18 protein-coding genes and 3 pseudogenes are annotated in these 23,074 nt (G+C 63.6%); 13 read left to right on the forward strand and 8 right to left on the reverse strand.

Features of this window, described 5'->3' with window-relative positions:
• The first annotated feature begins 59 nt into the window (after window positions 1-59).
• Complete coding sequence (locus RW095_RS37860; protein WP_317020788.1) at window positions 60-674, forward strand: plasmid fertility inhibition factor family protein; 615 nt, start codon at window positions 60-62, stop codon at window positions 672-674.
• On the opposite strand, the pseudogene RW095_RS37865 reads toward RW095_RS37860, so the two are convergent.
• A pseudogene (locus RW095_RS37865) lies at window positions 671-1,405 on the reverse strand (NAD(P)-dependent oxidoreductase); the annotation flags it as partial. The gene RW095_RS37860 and the pseudogene RW095_RS37865 overlap by 4 nt on opposite strands.
• Here RW095_RS37865 and RW095_RS37870 point away from each other — a divergent pair.
• From RW095_RS37870 to RW095_RS37880, 3 genes and pseudogenes are all read left to right on the forward strand, one after another.
• Window positions 1,326-2,315, forward strand: a pseudogene (locus RW095_RS37870) (TrkA C-terminal domain-containing protein); the annotation flags it as partial. The pseudogenes RW095_RS37865 and RW095_RS37870 overlap by 80 nt on opposite strands.
• Window position 2,316: 1 nt before the next feature.
• Window positions 2,317-2,936: pseudogene (locus RW095_RS37875) on the forward strand (aminotransferase class I/II-fold pyridoxal phosphate-dependent enzyme); the annotation flags it as partial.
• Between the two features lie 192 nt (window positions 2,937-3,128).
• Window positions 3,129-4,352, forward strand: coding sequence for a pyridoxal-phosphate-dependent aminotransferase family protein (locus tag RW095_RS37880; RefSeq protein ID WP_128594340.1), 1,224 nt, complete (start codon window positions 3,129-3,131; stop codon window positions 4,350-4,352).
• Window positions 4,353-4,454: 102 nt separating this feature from the next.
• On the opposite strand, the gene RW095_RS37885 is transcribed toward RW095_RS37880, so the two are convergent.
• A complete protein-coding gene (locus RW095_RS37885; protein ID WP_317020789.1) occupies window positions 4,455-5,666 on the reverse strand; it encodes an MFS transporter in 1,212 nt (403 codons plus the stop codon).
• Between the two features lie 378 nt (window positions 5,667-6,044).
• Between RW095_RS37885 and xdhA the strand changes: the two genes are divergently transcribed.
• From xdhA to xdhC, 3 genes are read left to right on the forward strand one after another with little or no spacing between them, the layout of a single operon-like run.
• Window positions 6,045-7,598 (forward strand): xanthine dehydrogenase small subunit, encoded by a 1,554-nt coding sequence (gene xdhA, locus RW095_RS37890; protein WP_317020790.1) that lies wholly within the window; start codon window positions 6,045-6,047, stop codon window positions 7,596-7,598.
• 45 nt (window positions 7,599-7,643) lie between these two features.
• The gene (gene xdhB, locus RW095_RS37895; RefSeq protein WP_317020791.1) at window positions 7,644-10,007 is read left to right on the forward strand and encodes a xanthine dehydrogenase molybdopterin binding subunit; all 2,364 of its coding nucleotides are present in this window, start codon (window positions 7,644-7,646) and stop codon (window positions 10,005-10,007) included.
• A gap of 17 nt (window positions 10,008-10,024) precedes the next feature.
• A complete protein-coding gene (gene xdhC / locus RW095_RS37900; protein WP_317020792.1) occupies window positions 10,025-10,615 on the forward strand; it encodes a xanthine dehydrogenase accessory protein XdhC in 591 nt (196 codons plus the stop codon).
• A 173-nt stretch (window positions 10,616-10,788) separates the two neighbouring features.
• Here xdhC and RW095_RS37905 read toward each other — a convergent pair whose 3' ends face one another.
• The 3 genes from RW095_RS37905 to RW095_RS37915 all read right to left on the reverse strand — a co-directional run bounded on the left by RW095_RS37905 (window position 10,789) and on the right by RW095_RS37915 (window position 14,202).
• Complete coding sequence (locus tag RW095_RS37905; protein ID WP_317020793.1) at window positions 10,789-11,754, reverse strand: LysR substrate-binding domain-containing protein; 966 nt, start codon at window positions 11,752-11,754, stop codon at window positions 10,789-10,791.
• 204 nt (window positions 11,755-11,958) lie between these two features.
• On the reverse strand, window positions 11,959-12,603 hold the full coding sequence (locus RW095_RS37910) for a 2-hydroxychromene-2-carboxylate isomerase (protein WP_317020794.1): 645 nt from the start codon (window positions 12,601-12,603) through the stop codon (window positions 11,959-11,961).
• A 99-nt stretch (window positions 12,604-12,702) separates the two neighbouring features.
• Window positions 12,703-14,202 (reverse strand): TAXI family TRAP transporter solute-binding subunit, encoded by a 1,500-nt coding sequence (locus RW095_RS37915; protein ID WP_317020795.1) that lies wholly within the window; start codon window positions 14,200-14,202, stop codon window positions 12,703-12,705.
• A 697-nt stretch (window positions 14,203-14,899) separates the two neighbouring features.
• Here RW095_RS37915 and RW095_RS37920 point away from each other — a divergent pair.
• Complete coding sequence (locus RW095_RS37920) at window positions 14,900-15,253, forward strand: BON domain-containing protein (protein WP_317020796.1); 354 nt, start codon at window positions 14,900-14,902, stop codon at window positions 15,251-15,253.
• Window positions 15,254-15,378: 125 nt separating this feature from the next.
• Here the strand turns inward: RW095_RS37920 and RW095_RS37925 are convergent, their stop codons facing one another.
• The gene (locus RW095_RS37925) at window positions 15,379-15,621 is read right to left on the reverse strand and encodes a hypothetical protein (RefSeq protein ID WP_317020797.1); all 243 of its coding nucleotides are present in this window, start codon (window positions 15,619-15,621) and stop codon (window positions 15,379-15,381) included.
• On the opposite strand from RW095_RS37925, the gene RW095_RS37930 reads away from it, so the two are divergent.
• The gene (locus tag RW095_RS37930; RefSeq protein ID WP_317020798.1) at window positions 15,620-15,868 is read left to right on the forward strand and encodes a hypothetical protein; all 249 of its coding nucleotides are present in this window, start codon (window positions 15,620-15,622) and stop codon (window positions 15,866-15,868) included. The two genes, RW095_RS37925 and RW095_RS37930, sit on opposite strands and share 2 nt — an antisense overlap.
• Window positions 15,869-15,956: 88 nt before the next feature.
• Here RW095_RS37930 and RW095_RS37935 read toward each other — a convergent pair whose 3' ends face one another.
• A complete protein-coding gene (locus RW095_RS37935) occupies window positions 15,957-16,745 on the reverse strand; it encodes a sulfite exporter TauE/SafE family protein (RefSeq protein ID WP_128584373.1) in 789 nt (262 codons plus the stop codon).
• Between the two features lie 199 nt (window positions 16,746-16,944).
• Complete coding sequence (locus RW095_RS37940; RefSeq protein WP_317020799.1) at window positions 16,945-17,604, reverse strand: LysE family translocator; 660 nt, start codon at window positions 17,602-17,604, stop codon at window positions 16,945-16,947.
• 254 nt (window positions 17,605-17,858) lie between these two features.
• Between RW095_RS37940 and RW095_RS37945 the strand changes: the two genes are divergently transcribed.
• The 4 genes from RW095_RS37945 to RW095_RS37960 all read left to right on the forward strand — a co-directional run bounded on the left by RW095_RS37945 (window position 17,859) and on the right by RW095_RS37960 (window position 22,809).
• Window positions 17,859-18,752, forward strand: a complete 894-nt coding sequence (locus tag RW095_RS37945; protein WP_317020800.1) for a LysR substrate-binding domain-containing protein — start codon at window positions 17,859-17,861, stop codon at window positions 18,750-18,752.
• A gap of 294 nt (window positions 18,753-19,046) precedes the next feature.
• Window positions 19,047-20,030, forward strand: a complete 984-nt coding sequence (locus RW095_RS37950; protein WP_317020801.1) for a hydroxymethylglutaryl-CoA lyase — start codon at window positions 19,047-19,049, stop codon at window positions 20,028-20,030.
• On the forward strand, window positions 20,027-21,265 hold the full coding sequence (locus tag RW095_RS37955; RefSeq protein ID WP_317020802.1) for a CaiB/BaiF CoA transferase family protein: 1,239 nt from the start codon (window positions 20,027-20,029) through the stop codon (window positions 21,263-21,265). The genes RW095_RS37950 and RW095_RS37955 overlap by 4 nt, the downstream gene beginning before the upstream one ends.
• Window positions 21,266-21,327: 62 nt before the next feature.
• Complete coding sequence (locus tag RW095_RS37960; RefSeq protein WP_317020803.1) at window positions 21,328-22,809, forward strand: MFS transporter; 1,482 nt, start codon at window positions 21,328-21,330, stop codon at window positions 22,807-22,809.
• The last annotated feature ends 265 nt before the right edge of the window (window positions 22,810-23,074 follow it).

Genomic DNA, 23,074 nt, shown 5'->3' on the forward strand with positions numbered 1-23,074 from the left:
GGGCGCTTGTGCCGCGCTCATCGGGCGCTCATGCAGAGCAGTTAATACCGTGGCTTGACATGCTTCTTTCACAATCGACTCGTAGCGTTAGCGCTCTCTTAACGCGCTGGCGAATCTTCGCCGGCTTTGCGAGCGTGCCTTTGCCTCTGACCAATTCATCGTCCGCCGCTGCGCCGGCCTGCGCGGAGACGGTCTGGATCGTGCCGCTTCACCAGCATTCATGGTACGACCATGTGCGCCTGAAACGCGTGTTCGTCGCCGACGGCACCCGGCATCAGGTCGTGCTGGTCGACGTCCGCAAGCTGCTCGCCTGCGCGGATCGCGACAACACCGACTACGTTCTGAAGCCCATCGCCGAATGGCATGCGGGGAAAGTGCGCGGCATTCGCGAATTCCTCGATCCGGACAATCCTCGTATTCCGCAGATGCCCTACGTGACGATTTGCACGCGCCGCGCGTCCGGTCTACTCGGCTGGCTCGGTTTCGAGCGCGAGGGTGTGGTGGCGTTTCGCAATGGCCAGCATCGCGCACGCTATCTCGCCGATGCGGGAGCGCGCTGGTTTCCGGTGGAAGTGCACGAGCGCGAGGCGACCTTGCTGCGCGAGATGTGCGGCGCGCCGGACGACGCGCGCACGGCGATTCGCCCGGTCTCGCTGAACTCCGGCGGCGTCTAGCCCGCTGCGCTCGCCGCGCGGACCGCGTTGCGAGGCGCGCCCGCTTGCCACGCGGCGACGTTGTCGAGCGTGGTCTGCGCAATCTCGTTCATCGCCTCGCGCGTGAAAAACGCCTGGTGGGCGGTCACGATCACGTTCGGGAACATCAGCAGGCGCGCGAGTACATCGTCTTGCAGCGGCAGATTCGAATGGTCCTCGAAGAAGAGACCGCCTTCCTCCTCGTAGACGTCGAGACCGAGATGGCCAAGCTGGCCGTCCTTAAGCGCGCCGACCAGCGCATTGCTTTCGACGAGTCCGCCGCGCCCCGTGCTGATCAGCATCGCGCCGCGCTTCATTTTGGCGAGCGCGGCAGCGTCGATCAGATGGTAGGTCGACGGCACCAACGGACAATGCAGGCTCACGATGTCCGATTCCGCGAGAAGCGCGTCGAGCGCGACGTAGCGCGCGCCGAGCGCGAGCAGGTCGCTCGCGGGCGTGCCTGGATCGTGCGCGAGCACACGCATGCCGAAGCCCGCCATGATGCGGCCGAACACGCGGCCGATCATGCCGGTGCCGATCACGCCCACCGCCTTGCCGTGCAAATCGAAACCGAGCAGTCCATGCAGCGAGAAATCGCCTTCCCGTGTGCGGGCGACGGCGCGCGGAATGCGCCGGTTCAGCGCGGTCACGGCGCTGATCACCGTTGTGGTCTGTGCGAAGCTGTTCCACCTGAACAAGGGGCTCGCGGCGGGGCTCGCCGGCGGCGCGCTCACGCAGTCCGCGATCATCGGTACAGCGGGCGACGCGATCGCGCGCCTCGGGCTGCCCGCCGAAGAGGTGAAATCGCTGCAATCCGACGTTGCGATCGCCTATGCGGTGACGTACGTGTTCGGCTCGCTCGGCGCGATCATCGTATGCGTGAACATTTTGCCGAAGTTCATGGGGCAGAGTCTGCGCGATGCGTCCATCGAAGCAGAACGCGAGCTCACCTCGGGCGCGCCGGCGCGCGGACCAGGACAGCTTCTGGCGTTGCCGGAACTGGTGGGGCGGGCGTACCGGATCGACGTGAGCGCGGGCAAGACGGTGAAGCAGGTCGAGACGCTGCATCGCGACATGCTGACAATCGAGCGCGTCAAGCGAGGCGGCCATACGCTCGACCCGACACCGGACCTGGTATTGGACCCCGACGATGTCGTGCTGGTCGTGGGCCGTCGCGAAGCCGTCGTCGAGTTTGGCGCGAACGGCAGCGAAGTTGCCGACATTGGCGATGTCGGCGTCGTCATGCAAACGCGCGAAGGCGTGTTCCCGCGCAAAGGCATGAACCACACCACGATCGCGGCCGCGCGGGAAATGGTGGATCGCGACATGCGCCATGGCGTCTACCTGCAGGGCGTGACGCGCGCCGGCCAGCCGCTGCCGCTGCTGCCCGAAACCCATCTGGAACATGGCGACGTGCTCACGTTTTATGGCTCGCCTAAAGACACGAAGCGCGCCGTGGAAGCCGCGGGTTACGAGCTGCCGTACAGCAATAAGACCGACTTCATCTACATGGGCGTCGGTCTCGTGCTCGATTTGCTGATCGGGCTCATCGTCGTCAACGTCGGCGGAATTCCGCTTACGCTCGGTTCCGGCGGCGGCTGTCTGCTAGCTGGCCTGGTGTTCAATTCTCGCATCGAACTATCCGGTGCCCGACCGGATGCTCAAGCTGTCCGAAGTAATCGTCGGGCAATATCTGCGTCGGGAGATGATCGGCCAGCATCCGTTCGTCGGCGAATTCGACGTGTTCGCGGTGGAGGGCGGCACGGCGGCCATGACGTACATCTTCAACACGATGCGCGAGAATCACCTCATCAAGCCCGGGGACACCATCGCGCTCGGCATGCCGATCTTCACGCCGTACATCGAGATTCCACGACTGAACGACTACCGGTTGAACGTGGTGAATCTGCACGCCGGCGTTGAGAACGGCTGGCAGTACACCAAAGAGGAGCTCGACAAGCTGCGCGATCCGAAAGTGAAGGCGTTCTTTCTCGTCAACCCGAGCAATCCGCCTTCGGTGAAAATGGACGACGAGAGCCTCCAGTAGCGCGCGAGGCGCGGGTGGTGCTGTTGCCGGGACTCGGCTTCGGCACGCAGCATGCGTCGGGGCGCGTGTCGCTGGCCAATCTCAACGAGTCGGACTACCGGCAGATCGGACGCGCAATGCGGCGGCTGATCGAAGAATACGTTGAGCGTTTCAATGCGGAGACCGGCAAGAAGCTCGACAAGACGAAGGTGAAATGAGGTTTTGCCTCGGTGAGGCCGAGCGCGTCGCCAACGCGCGTTTGCAGAGCCGCCCGGTAAAGCATGGTCAAAAAACTTGCGCAATTGCGCGGATCGGTGAATGATCGGACGACGGCCTCGCCAGTGTGATAGCTGGCGAGGCCGTTGGCTCCTGTGCATTCCATCTTTGCGCTTTCCTTCCAAGTACCGATCATGCCGACTTCATCATCTAACGTTGCGTCTACTGCTGTGCCGTGTCCGGTCGTCGAATCGCTCGACGCCATTCTTCCCGAAGAGCCGTTACTGATGATGGGCGCCGGCCCCGTGCCGATTCCCGCAGCGGTCGCCAAGGCCAACACGATCGTGATCAATCATCTGGGCGCCACCATGGTGAAGGTGATCGGTCAGGTGAAGACAATGGCGCGCTATGTGTTCCAGACCAATTCGAAATGGGTGCTCGGCGTCGCGGGACCCGGTTCCGCCGCGATGGAAATGGCAATCTCGAATCTCGCGTGGGAAGGCACGCGCGTGCTGAGCATCAAGAACGGCTTTTTCAGCGGGCGCATGGCCGAGATGGGCCGCCGCGTCGGCGCGCGGGTGAGCGAACTGGAAGTGGCCGACCGCACGGTGGCGAGTCTCGACGAGATCGCCGAGGCAATCCGCCGCGAGCGTCCGGAGATTGTCACGGTGGTGCAGGGCGAGACCTCGAATACTGTGTGGAATTACCAACTGAAGGACATCGCCGCATTGGCGAAGGCGGCGGGCGCGCTGGTGATCGTCGACGCGGTGTGCACATTGAGCACCATGCCGCTCGCCATGGACGCATGGGGTATCGACGCGGTAATCACGGGCGGGCAGAAGGGCTTGTCGTCTATTCCGGGAGTCTCGCTGATTGCGTTTTCCGATGCGGCCTGGGAGCGCGTGAAAGGACGTACCGCGCCGAATGCGCATTGGTGCCTGGACGCGTCGCTCGCGGAGAACTTCTGGCATAACGCGGGGTATCACTACACGGCGCCGGTGTCGGGCGTGCTGGCCTTACATGAGGCGCTGCGGCTCGTGTGCGCCGAGACGCTGGAAAAGCGTTTTGCGCGGCACCTCAAGTGTTCGGTGGCATTGCAGGAAGGCGTGACCGCGCTCGGCTTGCAGCTGTATGCGCCGGTTGCTTGCCGGTTGAATTCGGTGGTGGGGATCGAGGTGCCCGCCGGGCTGAGTCCAGGCGATGTGTGCGCGCATATTTCGCGGCAGCATCAGGTCGAAATCTCAGGGTCGTTTGGATTGCCGATTGTTCGGATCGGGCAGATGGGCGAGCAATGCCGCGAGCACAATCTGTTTCGCACTGTGCACGCGTTGGGGCGGACGATGGTCGATCTCGGGGTTAAGGTCGATTTGCCCGCCGGGGTCGCGGCGTTGGAGAGGGGATTGTCGGGGGCCAAGTAGGAAATGGTATCCGGCCTCTCCCTACGTCATTTCTGATTACACCGCTGCCTGGCCGGAGCCACGGAACTCACTTATGAGTTGGTGCGTTGAGCCGAAAACTGCTCAAAGCGCCGCAGGCATCTTGCCAACCTTCACATCCCGAAGATAAAGAAAGCTGGAGAGCCCCACACCCGCGGCAGCGGCAATCGCCGCAAACAGAAACACTGACCCATACCCGAACTCGCCGGCAATATACCCTGCCAACGGCCCTGTAATTCCCAACGACAGATCCAGAAACACCGAATAAGCCGACAAAGCCGCACCACGGCTAGCGGGCGGCACGAGTCCGACTGCCTCGACTCCAAGCGCCGGAAACACCAGCGCAAAGCCGAATCCGGTCAACGCCGCCCCCGCGAGCGCAATATGCGGCTCAGGCGCAAGCCACAGCATCAGCAAGCCGACACATTCAAACGAAAACGAAACAATCGCGACCCGGAATCCTCCGTACGTCTTGATCGTGTTGGCGAACAGCAGCCGCGCGCCGATGAACAGCGTGCCGAACACCGTCAGCGACAACGCCGCGTTCGGCCACTGCTTCGCCGCATAGAACAATGTGATGAACGTCGCAATCGATCCAAAACCGGCCGAGCCGAGCGCAAGGCCGATGCCGTGCGGCAGGACCCGCGTGAACACGCTTCGGTATGACATCCGTTCACCGTGCACGATCGGCACAGGTGCGATCGGCCGGGCGAGATAGAAACCGAGCGCCGCAAGCAGGATCACCAGAATGCCGAGCGCCGCAAACCCGACCGTCCGCTCGATCGCAACGCCGAGCGGCGCGCCGATTGCGAGTGCGCCATATGTGGCGATGCCGTTCCATGAAATTACCCGCGCGTTGTTGCTCGTGCCCACACGGCCGATCCCCCACAGAATCGCGCCGGTGCCGCACAGGCTCTCGCCGAATCCGAGCACGAGCCGGCTGCACACGAGCAGGCCGAGGCTCAGCACGGGCCAGCGTCCGCACAAAACCGCCAGCAGCAACAGAACGCCGCTCGCGCCGCACCCGAGCAAGCCGATCGTCACCGTGCGCTTCGGTCCAAGCGTGTCTGCCGAACGTCCTGCCAGCGGCCGCGACGCCAGCGTCGCCAGGTATTGCACGCTGATTGCCGCGCCCGCGAGCACCGCGCTGTAGCCCAGGTCGTCGTGCACGTAGCCCGGCAGCACCGCTAGCGGAATGCCGATCGTCAGATAGCAAAGAAACGTGAAAAAGACGACCGGGATGATCTGCATGGTCGTCGCAAATTCGCTGCGGGGTGTCGCTGTGTCGGTGGACATGGGGAAAACGAGACTTGAAAACGGCGGAAAGACGTGATTCTCCCATGTAACCGATTCTCTTGCAGGATTTGCTTAATAATTGATCGGACTTAAGCACGCGCACAGCCACAGATGGTGGGGCCGAGATGCTCGACCCGGTCCTGCAGACGCGCGCGGAATTGCTTCGCGAGCGTCGGAAAAACTGGCTGAAACGAGGTGTCTCAGGACCAAACGTCTCAATCCAGCCAGTCCAACATAAGCGGAAAGCGCTCCGATTCCGTCTCAATATCGCTTTGAGAATATGTCCCGCATGCGACCCGAGCTATGGGTTGTATTTATTGACGGTGATAGTTTTCGAACCATCCCTGCTGCACAAAGAACATTCGAGAGCAATAAGCCATGACTGAGCCAATTCGCTTTTACCATCGCAACGCGATCCGCGAGATCAAGGACGCGCCCGTCACCCGCACGGTCCTGCAGTATCTGCGCGAGGACGCGCACTGCACCGGCACCAAGGAAGGTTGTGCCGAAGGCGATTGCGGCGCGTGTACGGTCGTGATTGGCGAGCGCAACGAAGAGGGCGGCGTTGACTTCAAGGCGGTCAATGCCTGCATCCAGTTCATGCCGACGCTCGACGGCAAGGCGCTCTTCACCGTCGAAGATCTGCGTCAGCCCGACGGCTCGCTGCATCCGGTACAGCAGGCGATGGTCGACTGCCACGGCTCGCAGTGCGGTTTTTGCACGCCGGGCTTCGTCATGTCGATGTGGTCGCTCTACGAAAAGCACGGTCACGAGCACGGCTGCGCGAACAAGACGGTGCCCTCGCGCGAAGCGATCAGCAACGCCCTCACAGGCAATCTGTGCCGCTGCACCGGCTATCGGCCGATCGTGGATGCGGCCGTGCGCATGTTCGAAGCCCCCGGGCCTAAGGCACCGGTGAATGTCGAGGCACTCGCAGGCACGCTTGCGACGCTGCAACGCGACGACACGTTCCATTACGAGCACGCCGGCCAGCGCTTCGACGCGCCACGCACGGTCGAAGCGCTCGCGCGGATCAAGCAGGCCGAGCCGGCCGCGCGCATTCTCGCGGGCAGTACGGACATCGGACTGTGGGTCACCAAGCAGATGCGCGAACTCGGCAATGTCGTCTACGTGGGACAGATCGCGCAATTGCAGAAGCTCGAAACGCGTGCCGACTGGATCGAAATTGGCGCGGGCGTGACGGTCGAAAACGCCTATGCGGGGATCGCGAAGCAGTATCCCGAGCTGACCGAAATGTGGCAACGCTTTGCTTCGCTGCCCATTCGCAACGCGGGCACACTCGGTGGCAACATCGCCAACGGCTCGCCGATCGGCGATTCGATGCCTGGTCTCATCGCGCTCGGCGCGCGCGTGATTGTCCGCGGTGGCGGCGTTGAACGCGAAATGCCGCTCGAAGACCTGTACCTCGCGTATCAGAAGAAGGATATGGCGGAGCACGAGTTCGTCGTCGGCGTAAAGGTGCCGACACGCACGGGCGCGCGCGAAAAGCTGCAATTCCGCACCTACAAGCTGTCAAAGCGCTTCGACTCGGACATCTCCGCGGTGTGTGCCGCTTTCTCGTTTGTCGCCGACGGCGACGTGATTCGTGAGCCGCGCATCGCGTTCGGCGGCATGGCCGCAACGCCGAAGCGCGCAACGCACGCAGAAGCCGTGCTGCGCGACGCCGAATGGCATGAAGCCACCGCGCAAGCCGCGATGCTCGCGCTCGGCAACGACTACGCGCCGCTTTCCGATATGCGCGCGACCAGCAATTATCGTCTCGAAGCTGCAAAGAACACGTTGTATCGCTTCTGGCTCGAAACGCGTCCCGACAATCCGTTGCCGAAAAGCTCGCTCCATGTGCGCGCGGTGGTCGCGGCCTGCGCGCCTGCAAATGTCGGTATCAGCGGCAACGTCGAAGCAAATGCCTGACGCGCGAGACCTGCGAAGCGCACGAAGGATACGGAGAACACAACAATGAATCAGCATGCCGAACCATTTCTGAAGGACGCTCAGGCGCTCGACGACTTCACGCAGGTTCACGTGTCGCGCCCGCATGAATCGGCGCATCTCCACGTGAGCGGTCGCGCGACTTACACGGACGACATCCCGACGGTCGCGGGCACGCTGCACGCCGCGCTCGGCCTGTCGAACAAAGCGCACGCAAAGATCGTGTCCATGTCGCTCGACAAGGTGCGCTCGACGCCCGGCGTGGTCGCTATCTTTACCGCGGACGATATTCCCGGTGCCAACGACGTCGCGCCGATCGTCCACGGCGACGATCCGATACTCGCCGACGGGATCGTGCAGTACGTGGGCCAGCCGGTGTTCATCGTGGTCGCGACGTCGCACGAGACTGCGCGGCTCGCCGCTCGCCGCGCGGAGATCGTCTACGAGGAATTGCCTGCAATCCTGACCGCGCAACAGGCGCGCGCCGCCAATCAACATGTCTTGCCGCCGATGAAGCTCGCGCGCGGCGAGGCCGGCACGAAGATCGCGCGCGCCTCGCATCGCGAGGCTGGCGAAATGCTGCTCGGCGGCCAGGAGCAGTTCTATCTGGAAGGGCAGATTTCGTATGCGGTGCCGAAGGACGACGACGGCATGCACGTGTATTGCTCGACGCAGCATCCGACTGAAATGCAGCACCTTGTCGCTCACGCGTTGGGCATTGCGTCCCATAACGTGCTGGTCGAATGTCGCAGAATGGGTGGCGGCTTCGGCGGCAAGGAATCGCAGTCGGGTCTCTTTGCGTGTTGCGCGGCGCTTGCCGCATGGAAGCTGCTGTGCCCCGTGAAGCTGCGCCCGGATCGCGACGACGACATGATGGTGACGGGCAAGCGGCACGACTTCCACTACATGTATGAAGTGGGCTACGACGAGAAGGGCGTGATCGAAGGCGTCGCCGTCGACATGACCTCGCGCTGCGGTTTCTCAGCGGACCTGTCCGGCCCGGTGATGACGCGCGCACTGTGCCACTTCGACAACGCGTACTGGCTGTCCGATGTGACTATCGACGGCTTCTGTGCCAAGACCAACACGCAATCGAACACCGCGTTTCGCGGCTTCGGCGGTCCGCAAGGCGCGTTTGCGATCGAATACATCATGGACAACGTGGCCCGCTCGATCGGCGAGGATTCACTCAACGTGCGCCGCCGCAATCTGTATGGCAAGACCGAGCGTAATCAGACGCCGTATGGCCAGATCGTCGAAGACAACGTGATTCACGAACTGATCGACGAACTGGAAGCGACCAGCGAATATCGCGCGCGCCGCGCGGCGATCAACGAATTCAACGCTAACAACGAGGTGCTGAAGAAAGGCCTCGCACTCACGCCAGTCAAGTTCGGTATTGCGTTCAACGTCACGCACTTCAATCAGGCCGGCGCGCTCGTGCATATCTACACCGACGGTTCGGTGCTCGTGAATCACGGCGGCACCGAAATGGGCCAGGGCTTGAACACGAAAGTCGCACAGGTCGTCGCGCATGAACTGGGCGTCGGCTTCAACCGGATTCGCGTGACGGCGACCGATACGAGCAAGGTCGCGAATACGTCGGCGACGGCGGCTTCGACGGGTTCCGATCTGAACGGCAAGGCTGCACAGGACGCGGCGCGTCAGCTGCGCGAACGGCTCGCCTCGTTTGCCGCCGAGCGTTTCGGCGCCGGCGAGGTCAATGCTTCCGACGTGCGCTTCGCGCACGAGCGCGTGATTGTCGGCGAGGCCGTGGTGCCGTTTGAAGAAGTCATCGCAAAGGCTTATCTTGCGCGAATCCAGCTGTGGTCCGACGGTTTCTACGCAACGCCGAAGCTCTACTGGGATCAGGCGAAGCTGCAAGGCCGGCCGTTTTACTACTACTCGTATGGCGCGGCCGTGTCAGAAGTGGTGATCGACACGCTGACCGGCGAAATGCGCGTACTGCGCGCGGACGCGCTGCACGACGTGGGCGCGTCGCTGAATCCGGCGCTCGACATCGGCCAGGTGGAAGGCGCATTCATTCAGGGCATGGGCTGGCTCACCACCGAGGAGTTGTGGTGGAACGCAGGCGGCAAGCTGATGACGCACGCGCCGTCCACCTACAAGATCCCGACCGTCAACGATACGCCGCCGGTTTTCAACGTGCGTCTGTTCAAGAATCGCAATGCTGAGGACAGCATCCATCGCTCGAAAGCGACCGGCGAGCCGCCGTTGCTGTTGCCGTTCTCGGTGTTCTTTGCGATTCGCGATGCGGTGTCGGCAGTGGGCGGTCATCGGGTGAATCCGCCGCTCAATGCACCTGCCACGAGCGAGGAAATCCTCAGGGCGATCGGTGCGGTGCGAGCCGCCACGTCGGCCGCGAGGTGATGAGAGAGATGAATGCGATGAACCAGTGTTCTTCGATTCGGATCGGCCGGCGCAGCGCGGTCGACGAACCCCGTCCCGCGCCCATGCACATCGCGCTGTTCGGCGCGGGCCATGTGGGTCATGCGCTTATCCAGTTGCTCGGCAACCTGCCGTGCGTAGTCCAGTGGGTCGACGAGCGCGACGAACTGTTCCCCGACGAAACGCCTGCGAACGTGCAGATCGAAGCCACCGACACGCCCGACGCGATCGTCGATACGGCACCGCCCGGCGCCTGGTTTCTAGTGATGACGCATAACCATGCGCTCGATTTTTCGCTCGCTGAACGTATCATGCGGCGGCGCGATTTCAGCTACTTCGGCATGATCGGTTCGAAGACAAAACGCGTGAAGTTCGAACGGCGCCTGCGCGCGCGTGGCGTGGAGCTCGAACGGTTGGAGCAGATGACATGTCCGATCGGCGTGCCTGGCATCGTCGATAAGGCGCCGGCGATGATCGCAGTGGCGGTATGCGCCGAGTTGCTGCAGGTCCGCGGGCGGCGAACCGCGGCTCAGGCCGCAACAGGGAACGGAACGCAAGCGGCGCGTCGGCCTGTGGCGACAAACGTCTGAAATGCCTTGGCCGCCTTGGCCGCATAAAAACCGGGGCGACCGGGTCAACTACGTCAACCGCATCGGTCGCCGCAACCCGTCGACAGCCGCAAGCGCATCGGTCGCCGAAGACTCCTTAACCGTCTCAGCCGCATGGACGCCTCATCGCTCCATTAGCAGCGTCCGCACCGCCCTCAGGCTGGCCCTTGCCGTGGCCGCTTCGTGCGCCGAACCTTCCGCGCGACCAGCCCGTCCGACACCTGTGACATCAACGCACGCAGCCAGCCAAGATCACTCGGGCGATCCGGCTGCGGATGCCACATCTGGTAGCACTTGATACGCGGAAACGGAATGGGCGCCTCGACAACCGCGAGCGGCAGAATGCTCGCGTAGTGCGTCGCGAAGCGCCGCGTCGTCGTGAAGATGAGATCGGATTGCAGCAGCGTCTGCGGCACGAGGCCGAAATACGGCAGCGTGGCGACGATGCGCCGCTCGGCGCGTGCGCGCGCAAACCCGATGTCGATGGCGCCACCGCGCGCGCCGCTGTAGGGAGTCGGCGTGAGATGCGGCGCCGCGAGATACGCGTCGCGCGTGAGCGGCGCGCGCGCTAACGGATGGTCCGCCCGCATCAGGCACACAACCGTGTCCGAAAACAGGTCGCTGCGCTCGAAACGCGGATCGGGCTTCGGCCAGTTGCCGATCACGAGGTCGAGCTCGCCCGCATCGAGCGAGGCAGTGTGGTCGAGCATCGGGCTCAGCGAATCGATTTCGAGCCGCGCGTGCGGTGCCGCCTCGCGGAACTGCGCGATCACGGTCGGCATGAAGAAGTCGTTCAGATAATCCGGCGCGGCTACCCGAAAAGTGCGGCGCGAACGGCCGGCATCGAAGTCGCCGTGCGGCGTGGCCACGAAATCCACCTCGCGCAACACCCGTTGCGCGGAAGCGAGCAGCGACTCGCCATATTCGGTCGGCACCATGCCCGATTTGCCGCGTACGAGGATAGGGTCGTTCAGCGTCTCTCGCAGCTTGCGCAACGCCGTACTGATTGCAGGCTGTGTCTGATTCAGACGCAGCGCGGTTTGCGTGACGCTGCGCTCGACGAGCAGCGTGCGCAGCACGCGCACGAGCCAGATATCGAGGGAGGCGGCGGTGTCGTCCATGGAAAAGAGGCAAGCGAAGTCGAGCGGGCGTCGTACGAATCCGCCGAGAGACCGCCCCGCGCGAGAGGCGACCACCGCGCGGACCGTGCATGGCGCAAAGGTTATAACCTTAGGCCCGATTGCATTGCGGCCGCCATAGCGGGCGCGGTATGACCGGCATCAGCAGCGCTCGGTGCGGCATGCGCACGCCACTGCACCGAACGCTCAAATATCGGCCAAACCCGACGGCAGCGCACTGATCCGCTTCACTTCGCTCGATTCCAGCCAATTGGGCGTGCGTGCACAGTACAACACCATCGGCAACGCATCTTCTCCCCAGAACAACTGGTCGTTCAGCCGGAACGTCGGCACGCCGTACACGCCGAGGCCGATGGCGTCGGCGGTATTGCGCTGCAACTGCGCCTTCACTTCTTCGCTCTTGATGAGTTCGGGGCCGTCCGGCATGCCCACCCGTTCGCACAATTCGGCGAATGCCGCCTCGCTCGACGGATCGCGGCCTTCACGCCAGATGAAGCGAAAGATCTCGCGCACACAGAACACGTCTGCCTGAGCGGCGGTGGCGAGCAGCAGGGGCTTCATGGAGTCGAAAGGATGAGCCGGCGGCATCTTGTACGGTATGCCGAGTTGCTCCGCGCGAAAGAGCGCGTGCCGGTACAGGAAGGTGCGCTTGGCCGGCACGCTGTAAGCCGGCCGTTGCCCCCAGTGACGATACAGGTCGTTCAGCACCACAGGCGTGAATACGAAGTCGAAGCCCGGCCATTTGTCGTGTTGTTCGAGCAGCAGATACGTGAACGGCGAGACGAAATCGTAAAACCACAGCGGCTGCGCGGCGTCGATGCCAACGGTCATATATGTCTCCCGGATTGCCTGTCCGACAGATCGGCGGATGCGTCTGCCAGATCGTCGGAATTGTAACGATCTTACGCGGTGCGGCGGCGGCTTGCACCGTCAATCTGGTTTGCGGCGCTCGTCGGCGCGTGTTTCGCCAATCTCCGCGGCTTCGTTCGGCGCGCCCGGCGCAGTGTCGGCGTCGCCTGCTTCGGTTGCTATGACAGAGTCCTGGTCGGCACCTTCGTCCGGCTCTTCTTCGTACATTTCGCGCTGCGCATCGCGGCTTTGCGTGAGCCTTGCCCGGACAAAGCCGATGTGCTCGCGCAGCACATAGAACTGATCGGCATAGGCGAGCGGCATCTTCAGACCATTCACCGAGTCTTCGATCGCATCGAGCCGTTGCAGAAGCGACGCCCGCTCGGCCGGCGAATGGTCGCTGAGCGCGCTGCGCTCGATAGCGATCAGTGCGCCATACCAGCGATAGATGCGTGACTTCACGCGCCATGCATACAGCGACGGCACGAGGCGCAGTGCCGGGATCAGCAGCACCACGAGCGGCACGACCACCACCAGCAGCCGGTCGGCAAGGCTCGCGAGCCAGAACGGCAACACGCGGTACAGAAAGCCCTTGCCCGACTTGTAGTAGCGCGCGGCGTCGTCGCTGATCGTGAAGTCATGGGCGAGCGGTGCAGGGAATTCACCCGCGCGCTGCATGATGTTCGCCTTGCCGTGCACTTCGCGGGCTGCCTCGATGAGCAGGTCGGACAGCGCGGGGTGCAGCGAGTCGCGCGCCACCAGTTCGGCGGTCGGCGCGACCATGTGGATAGGCGCGGACGGCAGGTTCTTGCCGAGATCGAACGCGCCCATCGGCAATTCGAGTTGCGTCAGGTACGGAAAGCGGCGCGTGTATGCGTCGGCCTGCGAGAAATCGTAGAACTGCACGTTCGGCGTGCGGTAAAGCTTGCCCATGACCGCGGGTTGCGCGGAATCGCCGGCGAGGAAAGCCGCGTCGACCTTACCGGAGATGAGCGCCTGCGCCGCTTCGTCGCCGGAAAGCGGCAGCAGTTTCGTCGCGCCGCCCGGCTCGATGCCGTTGGCCTTAAGGAGCGCGAGCGCCAGTTCGCGAGTGCCGCTGCCTTCGGCGCCGACCGCGAGCCGCTCGCCCTTGAATTCGGAGAGCCGCGCGACCGTCGGCCCGTGATAGAAGATCGCGAGCGGCACATACGACACGCTTCCGAGCGACATCAGGCCGCTGCTTGCCGCGCCGGGCGCGACGCCGTCCTGCACGAAGCCCACGTCGACGTTCGAGTTCGGGTCCGACAGCCGCTTGAGGTTTTGCAGCGAGCCTTCCGACGGCAGCACGTTCAACGTGATGCGGTTGCGCGCCAGAATCTCCTTGTACTTCTGGGCCGCCGTCCAGAAGCTGCTGCCTTGCGGGCCGGCGCTAATGGTGAGCGTGCTGGGCGGCGCGGGCTGGATCAGACGCACGGCGAGCCAGATCGCGACGATGGCGACCAGCACGATCGGCCCGAACGACACAGCCAGATCGCGCCACGAGATCGCGACGAAACGGGCAACGAGGTGGGGAGGGCGTTTGAGGCCGGTGGCTGGCTTCATCGGATGACAGGACGGCTACGATCGGGAGTGAACTGGATGGCGGGCTGCGCGTGGCGCCGATGGTACCTGAGATTGCCGCGGCGGCGGAATGGACGACTGGGCCGGGCGCGGAGAAACCCGTAACAAAAAGTGACTACGGAGTGGCGGAGCGGCGAGCGCCTGGCGAAGAGCCGGCAGTGAGCACGCAACGAAAGCGCAGTGAGCGGCAAGTGCTTCGGCAGCGAGCGGGGAGCAGGCGGCCAATAAAAAGCGCCTCGGCGACGAGCGCTTCAGCATGTGAAGCGCGTATTGGAACCGCATGAAGCGCATCTGAATGCGTGCAAACATGCGCTTTCAACCCGGCTCGCTCGCATCGAGCATGACTAAACCCTTTGCGCTTCTGGCGCGGCTAGATTAAATTGTGCATCGCTGCCGCGAACACACGTTTCGCGCGGCGCGACCCGGCACGACACACAAGAACCGGGCGCGTCTGCGAATATCGCGGCTTGCCGGTCTCCGTACCGCATCGCATGAGCGTCTTCGCCATCGCGTGCGGAATATGGCAGCCGGCCTCCCTTCGCCTCTCGCATCTCGTGTCGCAGCCATAGCCGGCCATTGCCTCGCCGCGCGCCTCGTCGCGCCTCGGGCATGGCCGCAGGTAGTCGTAACGAAGCCGCTTATTCAAGCGGTCCAATGTGATGCTAAGGAGAGAAGCAATATGAAATCGGTCGGTTTTCTGAAGACGCTGAGCTCGGTGGTGGCAATGGTGGTGGCATGTAACGTCTATGCTCAGGCAAGCGATGCAACGGCAACGGGCACGACAGCCGCCCCCGCCGCCAGCGCGAAGGCGAGCAAGAAGGCCAATAGCCAGCTGGGCCGCAAGGTGCGCGCCGCGCTCGCGAAGACGCAGGGCATCGACGTGTCCAACATCGCCGTGCGTGCCCGCGGCGGCGCCGTGACGCTCACGGGCTCGGTGCCGGATCAAGGTCAGATCGACGCGGCCGGCGAGGCAGCGAAGGGTGTCGCCGGCGTGACGTCGGTGTCGAACAAGCTGAACGTGATGCAGCAGTAAGCGCGGCGAGCGGGCGCATCGGTAAGCCCGCTGTGACGGCGCACTGATCAGGCGCTTAGCGGCGCAGCAATCAGCGCGCCTCACACGGCGCGGCTTGGCAAGTGGCGGCGTCGCCAGGCATTGCCTCAGGCATTTCCCGACGCAATGCGCCACTTCGATGCGCGCGAACAAAAAAGCTCCGGCAGCCATGCCGGAGCTTTTTTGTTTTCTGCCACGCCATTAGTCAAACGGCGCTGACGAAACGGCAATGACGGTTTCATCAGATGGTGTGCGGCAAACAAGGCGCCGTCGTCCAACTGTGTGCGATGACACATTTCGGACGCCGCGCAAAGCGTACCGTATGCATGAAGAACCGGAATCAACGCCATGCAACCTACGCTCCTGCGCTATACCGATCTGCCCATCACCGACCGGGCCGCATTCGAACTGGTGTGCGCGCGACGCGGCTTCGCGCCCGCGCATTTCGACATCAGCGTTTATGCCGATCCCGCCGATGCTGCCCATGAGCGCCTCGTCACCGTGCGGCGTGGCGGCTGGGCCCAATCGTATTACGACCGCCATGGTCAATGGGTCAGACAGTTCGAGGCCGATCTGACCTGCCGCTTTTTCAGGTGAGGGCGACGGCGCGAGCCCGGCATCTGATGTGCGTCAGCCCGACATAAGACGAACATCGGGCTGGCGCCTCACCGGCTTCAGGCCAGCTTCAGGCCAGCACCAGGCGCACGCCCACCAGCGTGAGCGTCGCAGCGAGCAGATTGCGCAGCAACGCATCCGGCGCGCGCGCGGAGAGCATGCTGCCCAGCGCGATGCCCGGCAGCGAGCCCACGAGCAGCGACAGCAGCATCGACCAGTCGACCGAACCGAGCAGCCAGTGGCCCGCGCCCGCCAGCAGCGTGAGCGGTACCGCATGCGCGATGTCGGAGCCGATGATGCGCATTGTCGGCAGCATCGGATAAAGCAGCAGCAAGATGGTCACGCCGATCGCCCCCGCGCCCACCGAAGTCAGTGACACCAGCACGCCGAGCACCGCGCCCGTCAGCATGGTGAGGCCGAGCGTGCGTCCCTGGCTGGGTGTGCGTTGGCGGTGCGCGCCGAGCGCCGCGAGTTGCGGGCGGAACACGAGCGCGACCGCCGTCACCAGCAGCGCAGCGCCGAGCACGATCTGGATCAGCCGGCTCGCGCCGGGCGTGTCCATCCCATAGCGGTGCAACAGCACCAGCGTGACCGTCGCGGCCGGCACGCTGCCGGCGGCGAGCCGCAGCGTCACCTGCCAGTCGACGGAACCTTTCAGGCCGTGGACCAGCGTTCCGGTCGCCTTGGTGGCGGACGCGTACAGAAGGTCGGTGCCGACTGCGGTCGCCGGGTGGACGTTGAACAGCAGGACCAGGATCGGCGTCATCAGCGAGCCGCCGCCAACGCCCGTTAGCCCGACCAGAAAGCCGACGAACAGGCCGGAGGCGGAGTACAGCAAATCGATATGGGGAAGAGCCATTGATGAGACCGCTGGCGGTCGGTGGATTGACAGTTAGGGCACGGGCGGCGCGCGTGTGCCCCACCGCCGACGCAAGTCGGCAAGTCGGGCATCAGCAACGCTCGGCGCAGCGAAAGCCGCTATTGTCGCAAAACTGACGCGTCAACGTACGAACGCGGGGAAACGCCAATGCCGCGGTCGTCCGCGCGCGGCCAAGCGCTCAAAGCGCGCGGCGAATTTCGACGACGCCGAAGGCCGCGAGCATGATCCCGACGAACCGGTCGATCGCGAGCCGCAATTTGCTGCCGATCGCATGCCGCGCGAGCGATACCACCGTCACGAGAAAGCACCACCACGCGATCGAGCCGCAGAAGACGCCGCCGACCGTCGTGAGCGCAATCGTCGACGAAAATGCGCCGCGCGGTGCCAGCGTCGTGAACAATGCGGCGAACATGATGACTGTCTGCGGATTGGTCAGGGTGAGCAGCAAGGAACTCGCGTAGGCGCGCAGCGCCCCGGCACGGCCCACTTGCGCGAGCTTGCCGTTGCCGTTGCCATTGCCGTTCGGTTCGCCGTTGGCCGCGTCGGCGGGAGGTTTTTGCAGCAGCGTGCGCACGCCGAGATACAGCAAAAACAATCCGGCAAGCAGATGCAACGGCCGGTCGTATGCCAGCATGAACTGCGAAATGCCGACGAGCCCGAGCGCCGCGATTAGACCATAGAACGCGTCGCCGCTCGCTATGCCCAGGCCGATCGCGAGCCCTGCGCTCGGGCCGCCCGTCAGCGTGCGGCGGATGCAAAGCGTGCCCATGGGCCCGACCGGCGCGGCAATTGCAAGACCGACGCCGGCGGCGGTAAAGAAGAGACTGGTCATGGACATGGAGATTTCCGTGAGTTGTTACGGTCGATAGCGATACAGCCGCTGGAGCGCCGCGCAATACGTTAGGGACGGTGCCCGCGAGCAACGCTCAGCATAGCGAGCCAGCAAGCCGCGAGCAAGCGGGTCAGCGGGTCAGGAGGGAAGCCAACGCGCAAGCGCTGCTCACGTATCAACCGTGGATACCCTGGGAATGAAGTCGGACGCCGCTTTACTCGGGCATAATTTTCCCCACTCTAATTTGGGAGCCGTCCGGCATGTGGCAGATCGATCAGGTGACGTTGCGCTTGTTCATTGCCGTTTGCGAGGAAGGCACGATCGCGCGCGCCGCGGAACGCGAGTTCATCGCGCCGTCGGCGGTCAGCAAGCGGCTCGCCGATCTCGAGGCGCTCGTCGACGTCGCGCTGCTTTCGCGCAGTCAGCGCGGTGTGCGCGCCACTGCCGCGGGCGAGGCGCTGTTGCGGCATGCACGGCTCATCATGCGCGGCCATGAACGCATGCAGGCCGAGCTGAGCCAATATGCGGCCGGCGCGCGCGGCCATGTTCGCGTGCTGGCGAACGTGTCGTCGATGGTCGAGTTTTTGCCCGAGGCGTTATCAGAGTTTTTAAAGGCCAACCCGCAGATTCGCGTGGATGTCGAAGAGCGCGTGAGCACGGAAATCGTTCGCGGCCTCGAGGAAGGCGTGGCCGATCTCGGCATCTGCCGCGACGTGGTGCCGATGGGTAGTCTCGACGCGCTGCCGTATCGCGCCGATCACCTCGCGCTGATCGTGCCGCGCGATCATCCACTTGCCGGCGAGGCAGGCATCGGCTTCGAGCAGACGCTCGCGTTCGACCACCTCGGGCTCTCGTCGAACGCGTCGGTTAATGCGTTGATGCAGCGGATCGCGGCTGAGAAAGGGCGCGAGCTCAACTATCGCACCTACGTGTCGACGTTCGACGCCGCCTATCGTTTTATCCAGGCCGGCCTCGCGGTAGCCATTCTGCCGGGCGAGGCGCTGCCCCGTCATGCCGCCGACGAATACGGCATCGTCGCCGTGCCGTTGCACGAAGCGTGGGCCGAGCGGCGCTTCGTGATCTGCCTGCGCGACTGCAACGCGCTGACGCTCGCCGCGTCGCATTTGTTGGAGCATTTGCTGCGCACGGTTTAAGGCATGCGGAGGCGTAGCGTCTCGACTTCCGATCCGGCGCGAGATCGGATCGCTCAACCGCTCTTCAATATGCGATTCAAGCGTCGCGCATGGTCGTGCAGGTCTGCACTTCACACCTCTGAAAAGCCCTTAAGGGTTTCCCCTTTGCGACGGCGCATGCCCGTCCCGCTTGTGTCGCCGGCCATCGTCAACGGCGATGGAGTGCTTCGTCAACGCAGACTTTGCGACCCGGCTTCGCGCAGGCACGCTGTGATCCGTACTTCAATTCCCCGCATTTTCCGCAGGATTCAAAACATGAGTGATATGAGGGAGCGCGTCGCCGTGACCGAGGTCGGCATGCGCGACGGTCTGCAAAGCATCGCGCGAACGATGCCCACCGAATCCAAACGCCGCTGGATCGATGCCGCCTATGCCGCCGGCGTGCGGCACATGGAAGTGGCTTCTTTTGTGCCGGCCAAGCTGCTGCCGCAAATGGCCGACGCCGACGAGGTCATTGCCCACGCGCTCGGTTATCGCGATCTGATCGTGACCGCACTCGTGCCGAACCTGAAAGGCGCGCAACGTGCGCTCGAATGCGGCGTGCATCGGATCGTCGCGCCGATCTCGGTGAGCACCGCGCACAGCCTCGCGAACGTGCGCAAGACGCCAGCGGAAATGATCGACTCGTTCGCGGCAATGCGCGAGGCGATCGACAGCGTGCCGGGCTCAAGCACGCGGCGTGTGGAGTTGATCGCCGGTTTGTCGACGGTATTCGGCTGCACGCTGCAAGGCGCGGTGCCCTATGAGGACATCGCCGCGATTGCACGCGACGCCGTGCATGCAGGCGCCGATGTAATCGCACTCGGCGATACGACCGGCGAAGCGACGCCACGCCAGGTCGGCGAGATTATTGAATTAGTGCGCGGCGTGGCGGGCGACAAACTGCGCTCGCTGCATCTGCACGACACGCGCGGCCTTGCTCTCGCAAATACGCTGATCGGACTGCAACACGGCATCCGCGAATTCGACGCGTCGCTCGCCGGGCTTGGCGGTTGCCCGCACGCGCCTGGCGCGACCGGCAACGTCAACACCGAAGATCTCGTCTTCATGCTCGAAAGTATGGGCTATGAAACCGGCATCGATCTCACGCGTTTGATCGCGTCGCGTGCAGTGCTCGCCGATGCATTGCCTGGTGAGCCGCTTTACGGCTATCTCGCGCGCGCCGGTTTGCCCAAGCAGTTCGCCGCTTCGAGACAAATCGAAGCTTCACCATCTTCCTGCTCACAGGTGCTGCAATGAACGCCCATTCCGCTATCGCCAGTTCCTTCACTGAAGCGCCGCAGGAGCGCGCATTGCCGCTTGCCGGCATTCGCGTGATCGAGTTGTCGCATATGGTGATGGGCCCGACCTGCGGGATGATTCTCGGCGACCTGGGCGCAGAAGTCATCAAGGTCGAGCCGCCGCGCGGCGACGGCACGCGCCGTTTGCTCGGCACCGGCGCGGGTTTCTTTCGCACCTTCAATCGCAACAAGAAGAGCGTCGCGCTCGATCTCGATAGCGAAGCGGGACTGGCCGCACTGCACAAGCTTGTCGATACCGCCGACGTGTTCGTCGAAAACTTCAAGCCGGGCCGCATGGCGAAGCTCGGTCTCGACTATGCGTCGCTGCGCGAGCGCATCCCGAAACTGATCTACGTTTCGCACAAGGGCTTTCTCAATGGCCCGTATGAGCACCGCCTCGCGCTCGACGAAGTCGTGCAGATGATGGCCGGTCTCGCGTATATGACAGGCCCGGTGGGTCGTCCGCTGCGCGCCGGCAGTTCGGTCAACGACATCATGGGCGGCATGTTCGGCGCGATCGGCGTACTCGCCGCATTGCACGAACGGCATGCGAGCGGGCGCGGCAAGGAAGTGCAAAGCGCGCTCTTCGAAAACTGCGTGCTGCTGTCCGCGCAGCACATGCAGCAGTATGCCGCGACCGGTGTGCCGCCCGCGCCGATGCCTGAGCGCATCAGTGCATGGGCCGTCTACGACGTCTTCGCGCTCGCGAACAACGAGCAGATGTTCATTGCCGCGACCGGCGACGGCCAATGGCGCGCATTGTGCGCGATTCTCGGCCGCGGCGACCTGCTCGCCGACCCGCGCCTCGCGACGAACAACGACCGCGTGCTTGCGCGCTCATGGCTGCTGCAAACGCTCGGCGACACCTTGAGCCGTTTCGAAGGCGCGGCGCTCGTGCCGCTGTTCGAGCGCGACCACATTCCGTTCGCGTCGATTGCCAAGCCCGAAGAGCTATTCGACGATCCGCACCTGAAAGAGAGCGGCGGCCTTGCTCGCCTCACGCTCGAGGACGGCAGCGAAACCGCAATGCCTCTGCTGCCCATTTCGATCGACGGCGCGCGTTTGCAGCCGCGTCAGCCCATCGCGAAGATCGGCGAGCACACGGTAGCGGTATTGCGCGAGCTAGGCTATGACGACGCGCAAATCGCGCTGTTGAACAGCGACTCGAATCAGGCGCCACGCGTGGCCGCGTGATCGGCAGCGCACATAACCAATCAAGCTTATCCGGCGCAGACCGGCATTCAAGGAGACAGACGATGAAGTCGTCGAATCAGGCGGTGTATGCGACAGCGGTCGGCGATGCCGGCGCCCTCGGCTTGCCTTCGGGCGCCGGTGCGTCTGCGGGCAGCCGTGCCGAAGAAATAGCGCTGGGCGGCGCGCGCATTTCGGCGCGGCTCGACCGCTTGCCGGCCACGCGTTCCATCTGGAAGCTGGTGATGTTGTTGAGCCTCGGGCTCTTCTTCGAACTGTACGACCTCATGTTCTCGGGGTATATCGCGCCGGGACTCGTACGCAGCGGCATCCTGACCGCGACGACGCACGGCCTCTTTGGCACGAGCGGCGTGGCGAGCTTCATTGCCGCGTTGTTCGCGGGGCTCTTCATCGGCACCGCGGCGTGCGGCTTTCTAGCCGACCGCTTCGGGCGGCGTGCGATTTTTACGTGGTCGTTGCTCTGGTACACGGCGGCGAACGTCATCATGGCGTTTCAGGACACGGCGCTCGGGCTCAACCTGTGGCGTTTCATTGCGGGCATCGGCATAGGCGTGGAGATCGTGACGATCGGCACATACATCTCCGAACTCGTGCCCAAGCATGTGCGAGGGCGTGCGTCCGCGTGTTCGCAGGCAGTCGGCTTTTGCGCGGTGCCGATCGTCGCGTTTCTCTCGTATCTGCTGGTGCCTCATCAGTACTTTGGTCTCGACGGCTGGCGTCTCGTCGTGTTGACGGGTGTGGTGGGTGCGCTCGTCGTGTGGTGGATCCGCCTCGGTTTGCCGGAGAGCCCGCGTTGGCTCGCGCAAAAAGGCCGGATCGACGAAGCGGACGCGATCATGACGCGGCTCGAAGCGCGAGTCGAGCGCGAATACGGACGAGCGCTGCCGGAACCCGCAATGCCCGAGCCGGTTCGTGCCCGCGCGGCGTTCCGCGATCTGCTGGTGCCGCCGTATCGCAAGCGCACGCTGATGCTCATCATCTTTCATGTGTTCCAGACGATGGGCTACTACGGCTTCGCCAACTGGATTCCGACGCTGCTGATCAAGCAGGGCATTACGGTAACGACGAGCCTGATGTACGCAAGCATCATCGCGGTGGCGGCGCCGCTCGGACCGTTGCTCGGCTTGCTGATTGCCGACCGTTTCGAGCGCAAGACGGTGATCATCTTCATGGCGGCGGTGAACGTGGTGTGCGGCTTGCTGTTTAGTCAGGTTCGCGAGACGGTGCTGCTGGTCAGCCTCGGTGTGTGTCTCGTGCTCGCGGGCAACATCATTTCCTACAGCTATCACGCGTACCAGGCAGAGCTTTTTCCAACGAGTATCCGCGCACGCGCAGTAGGCTTCGTTTATTCGTGGAGCCGGCTGTCGGCAATGTTCTCCGCATTCGTGATCGCTGGATGCCTGAGCCGCTTCGGCGTAAATGGCGTGTTTGTGTTTATTTCCGGTGCGATGGCGATTGTGATGCTCGCTATCGGCACGCTCGGACCGAAGACGCGCGATGTGGCGTTGGAAGATATCTCGAAGTAGTGTCGCTGTTTGCGTGACCTACCCTGGTACATAGACGGCGAGACCCCCGCCGCTTTCATCGCTCTTGTCCAATGTGCGGTAGCGCTCATTAACGCTCGTCACCGACTTCGCGAAATGGTGTAATGGATCGGCCGACCTGTTCGGTCTCCAGAAGGAATTCGCCACCCAAGTGGGCGATACCGCTCATACCGAAGCGGAAGAAGTCTTGGACTTGGCGCAAACTTGCAGGATCTTGGGTGTAACGTTTTCTCGCGACGAGAACCGG

Source organism: Paraburkholderia kirstenboschensis (genome assembly GCF_032806925.1).
GTDB classification, from domain to species: Bacteria; Pseudomonadota; Gammaproteobacteria; order Burkholderiales; family Burkholderiaceae; genus Paraburkholderia; species Paraburkholderia kirstenboschensis.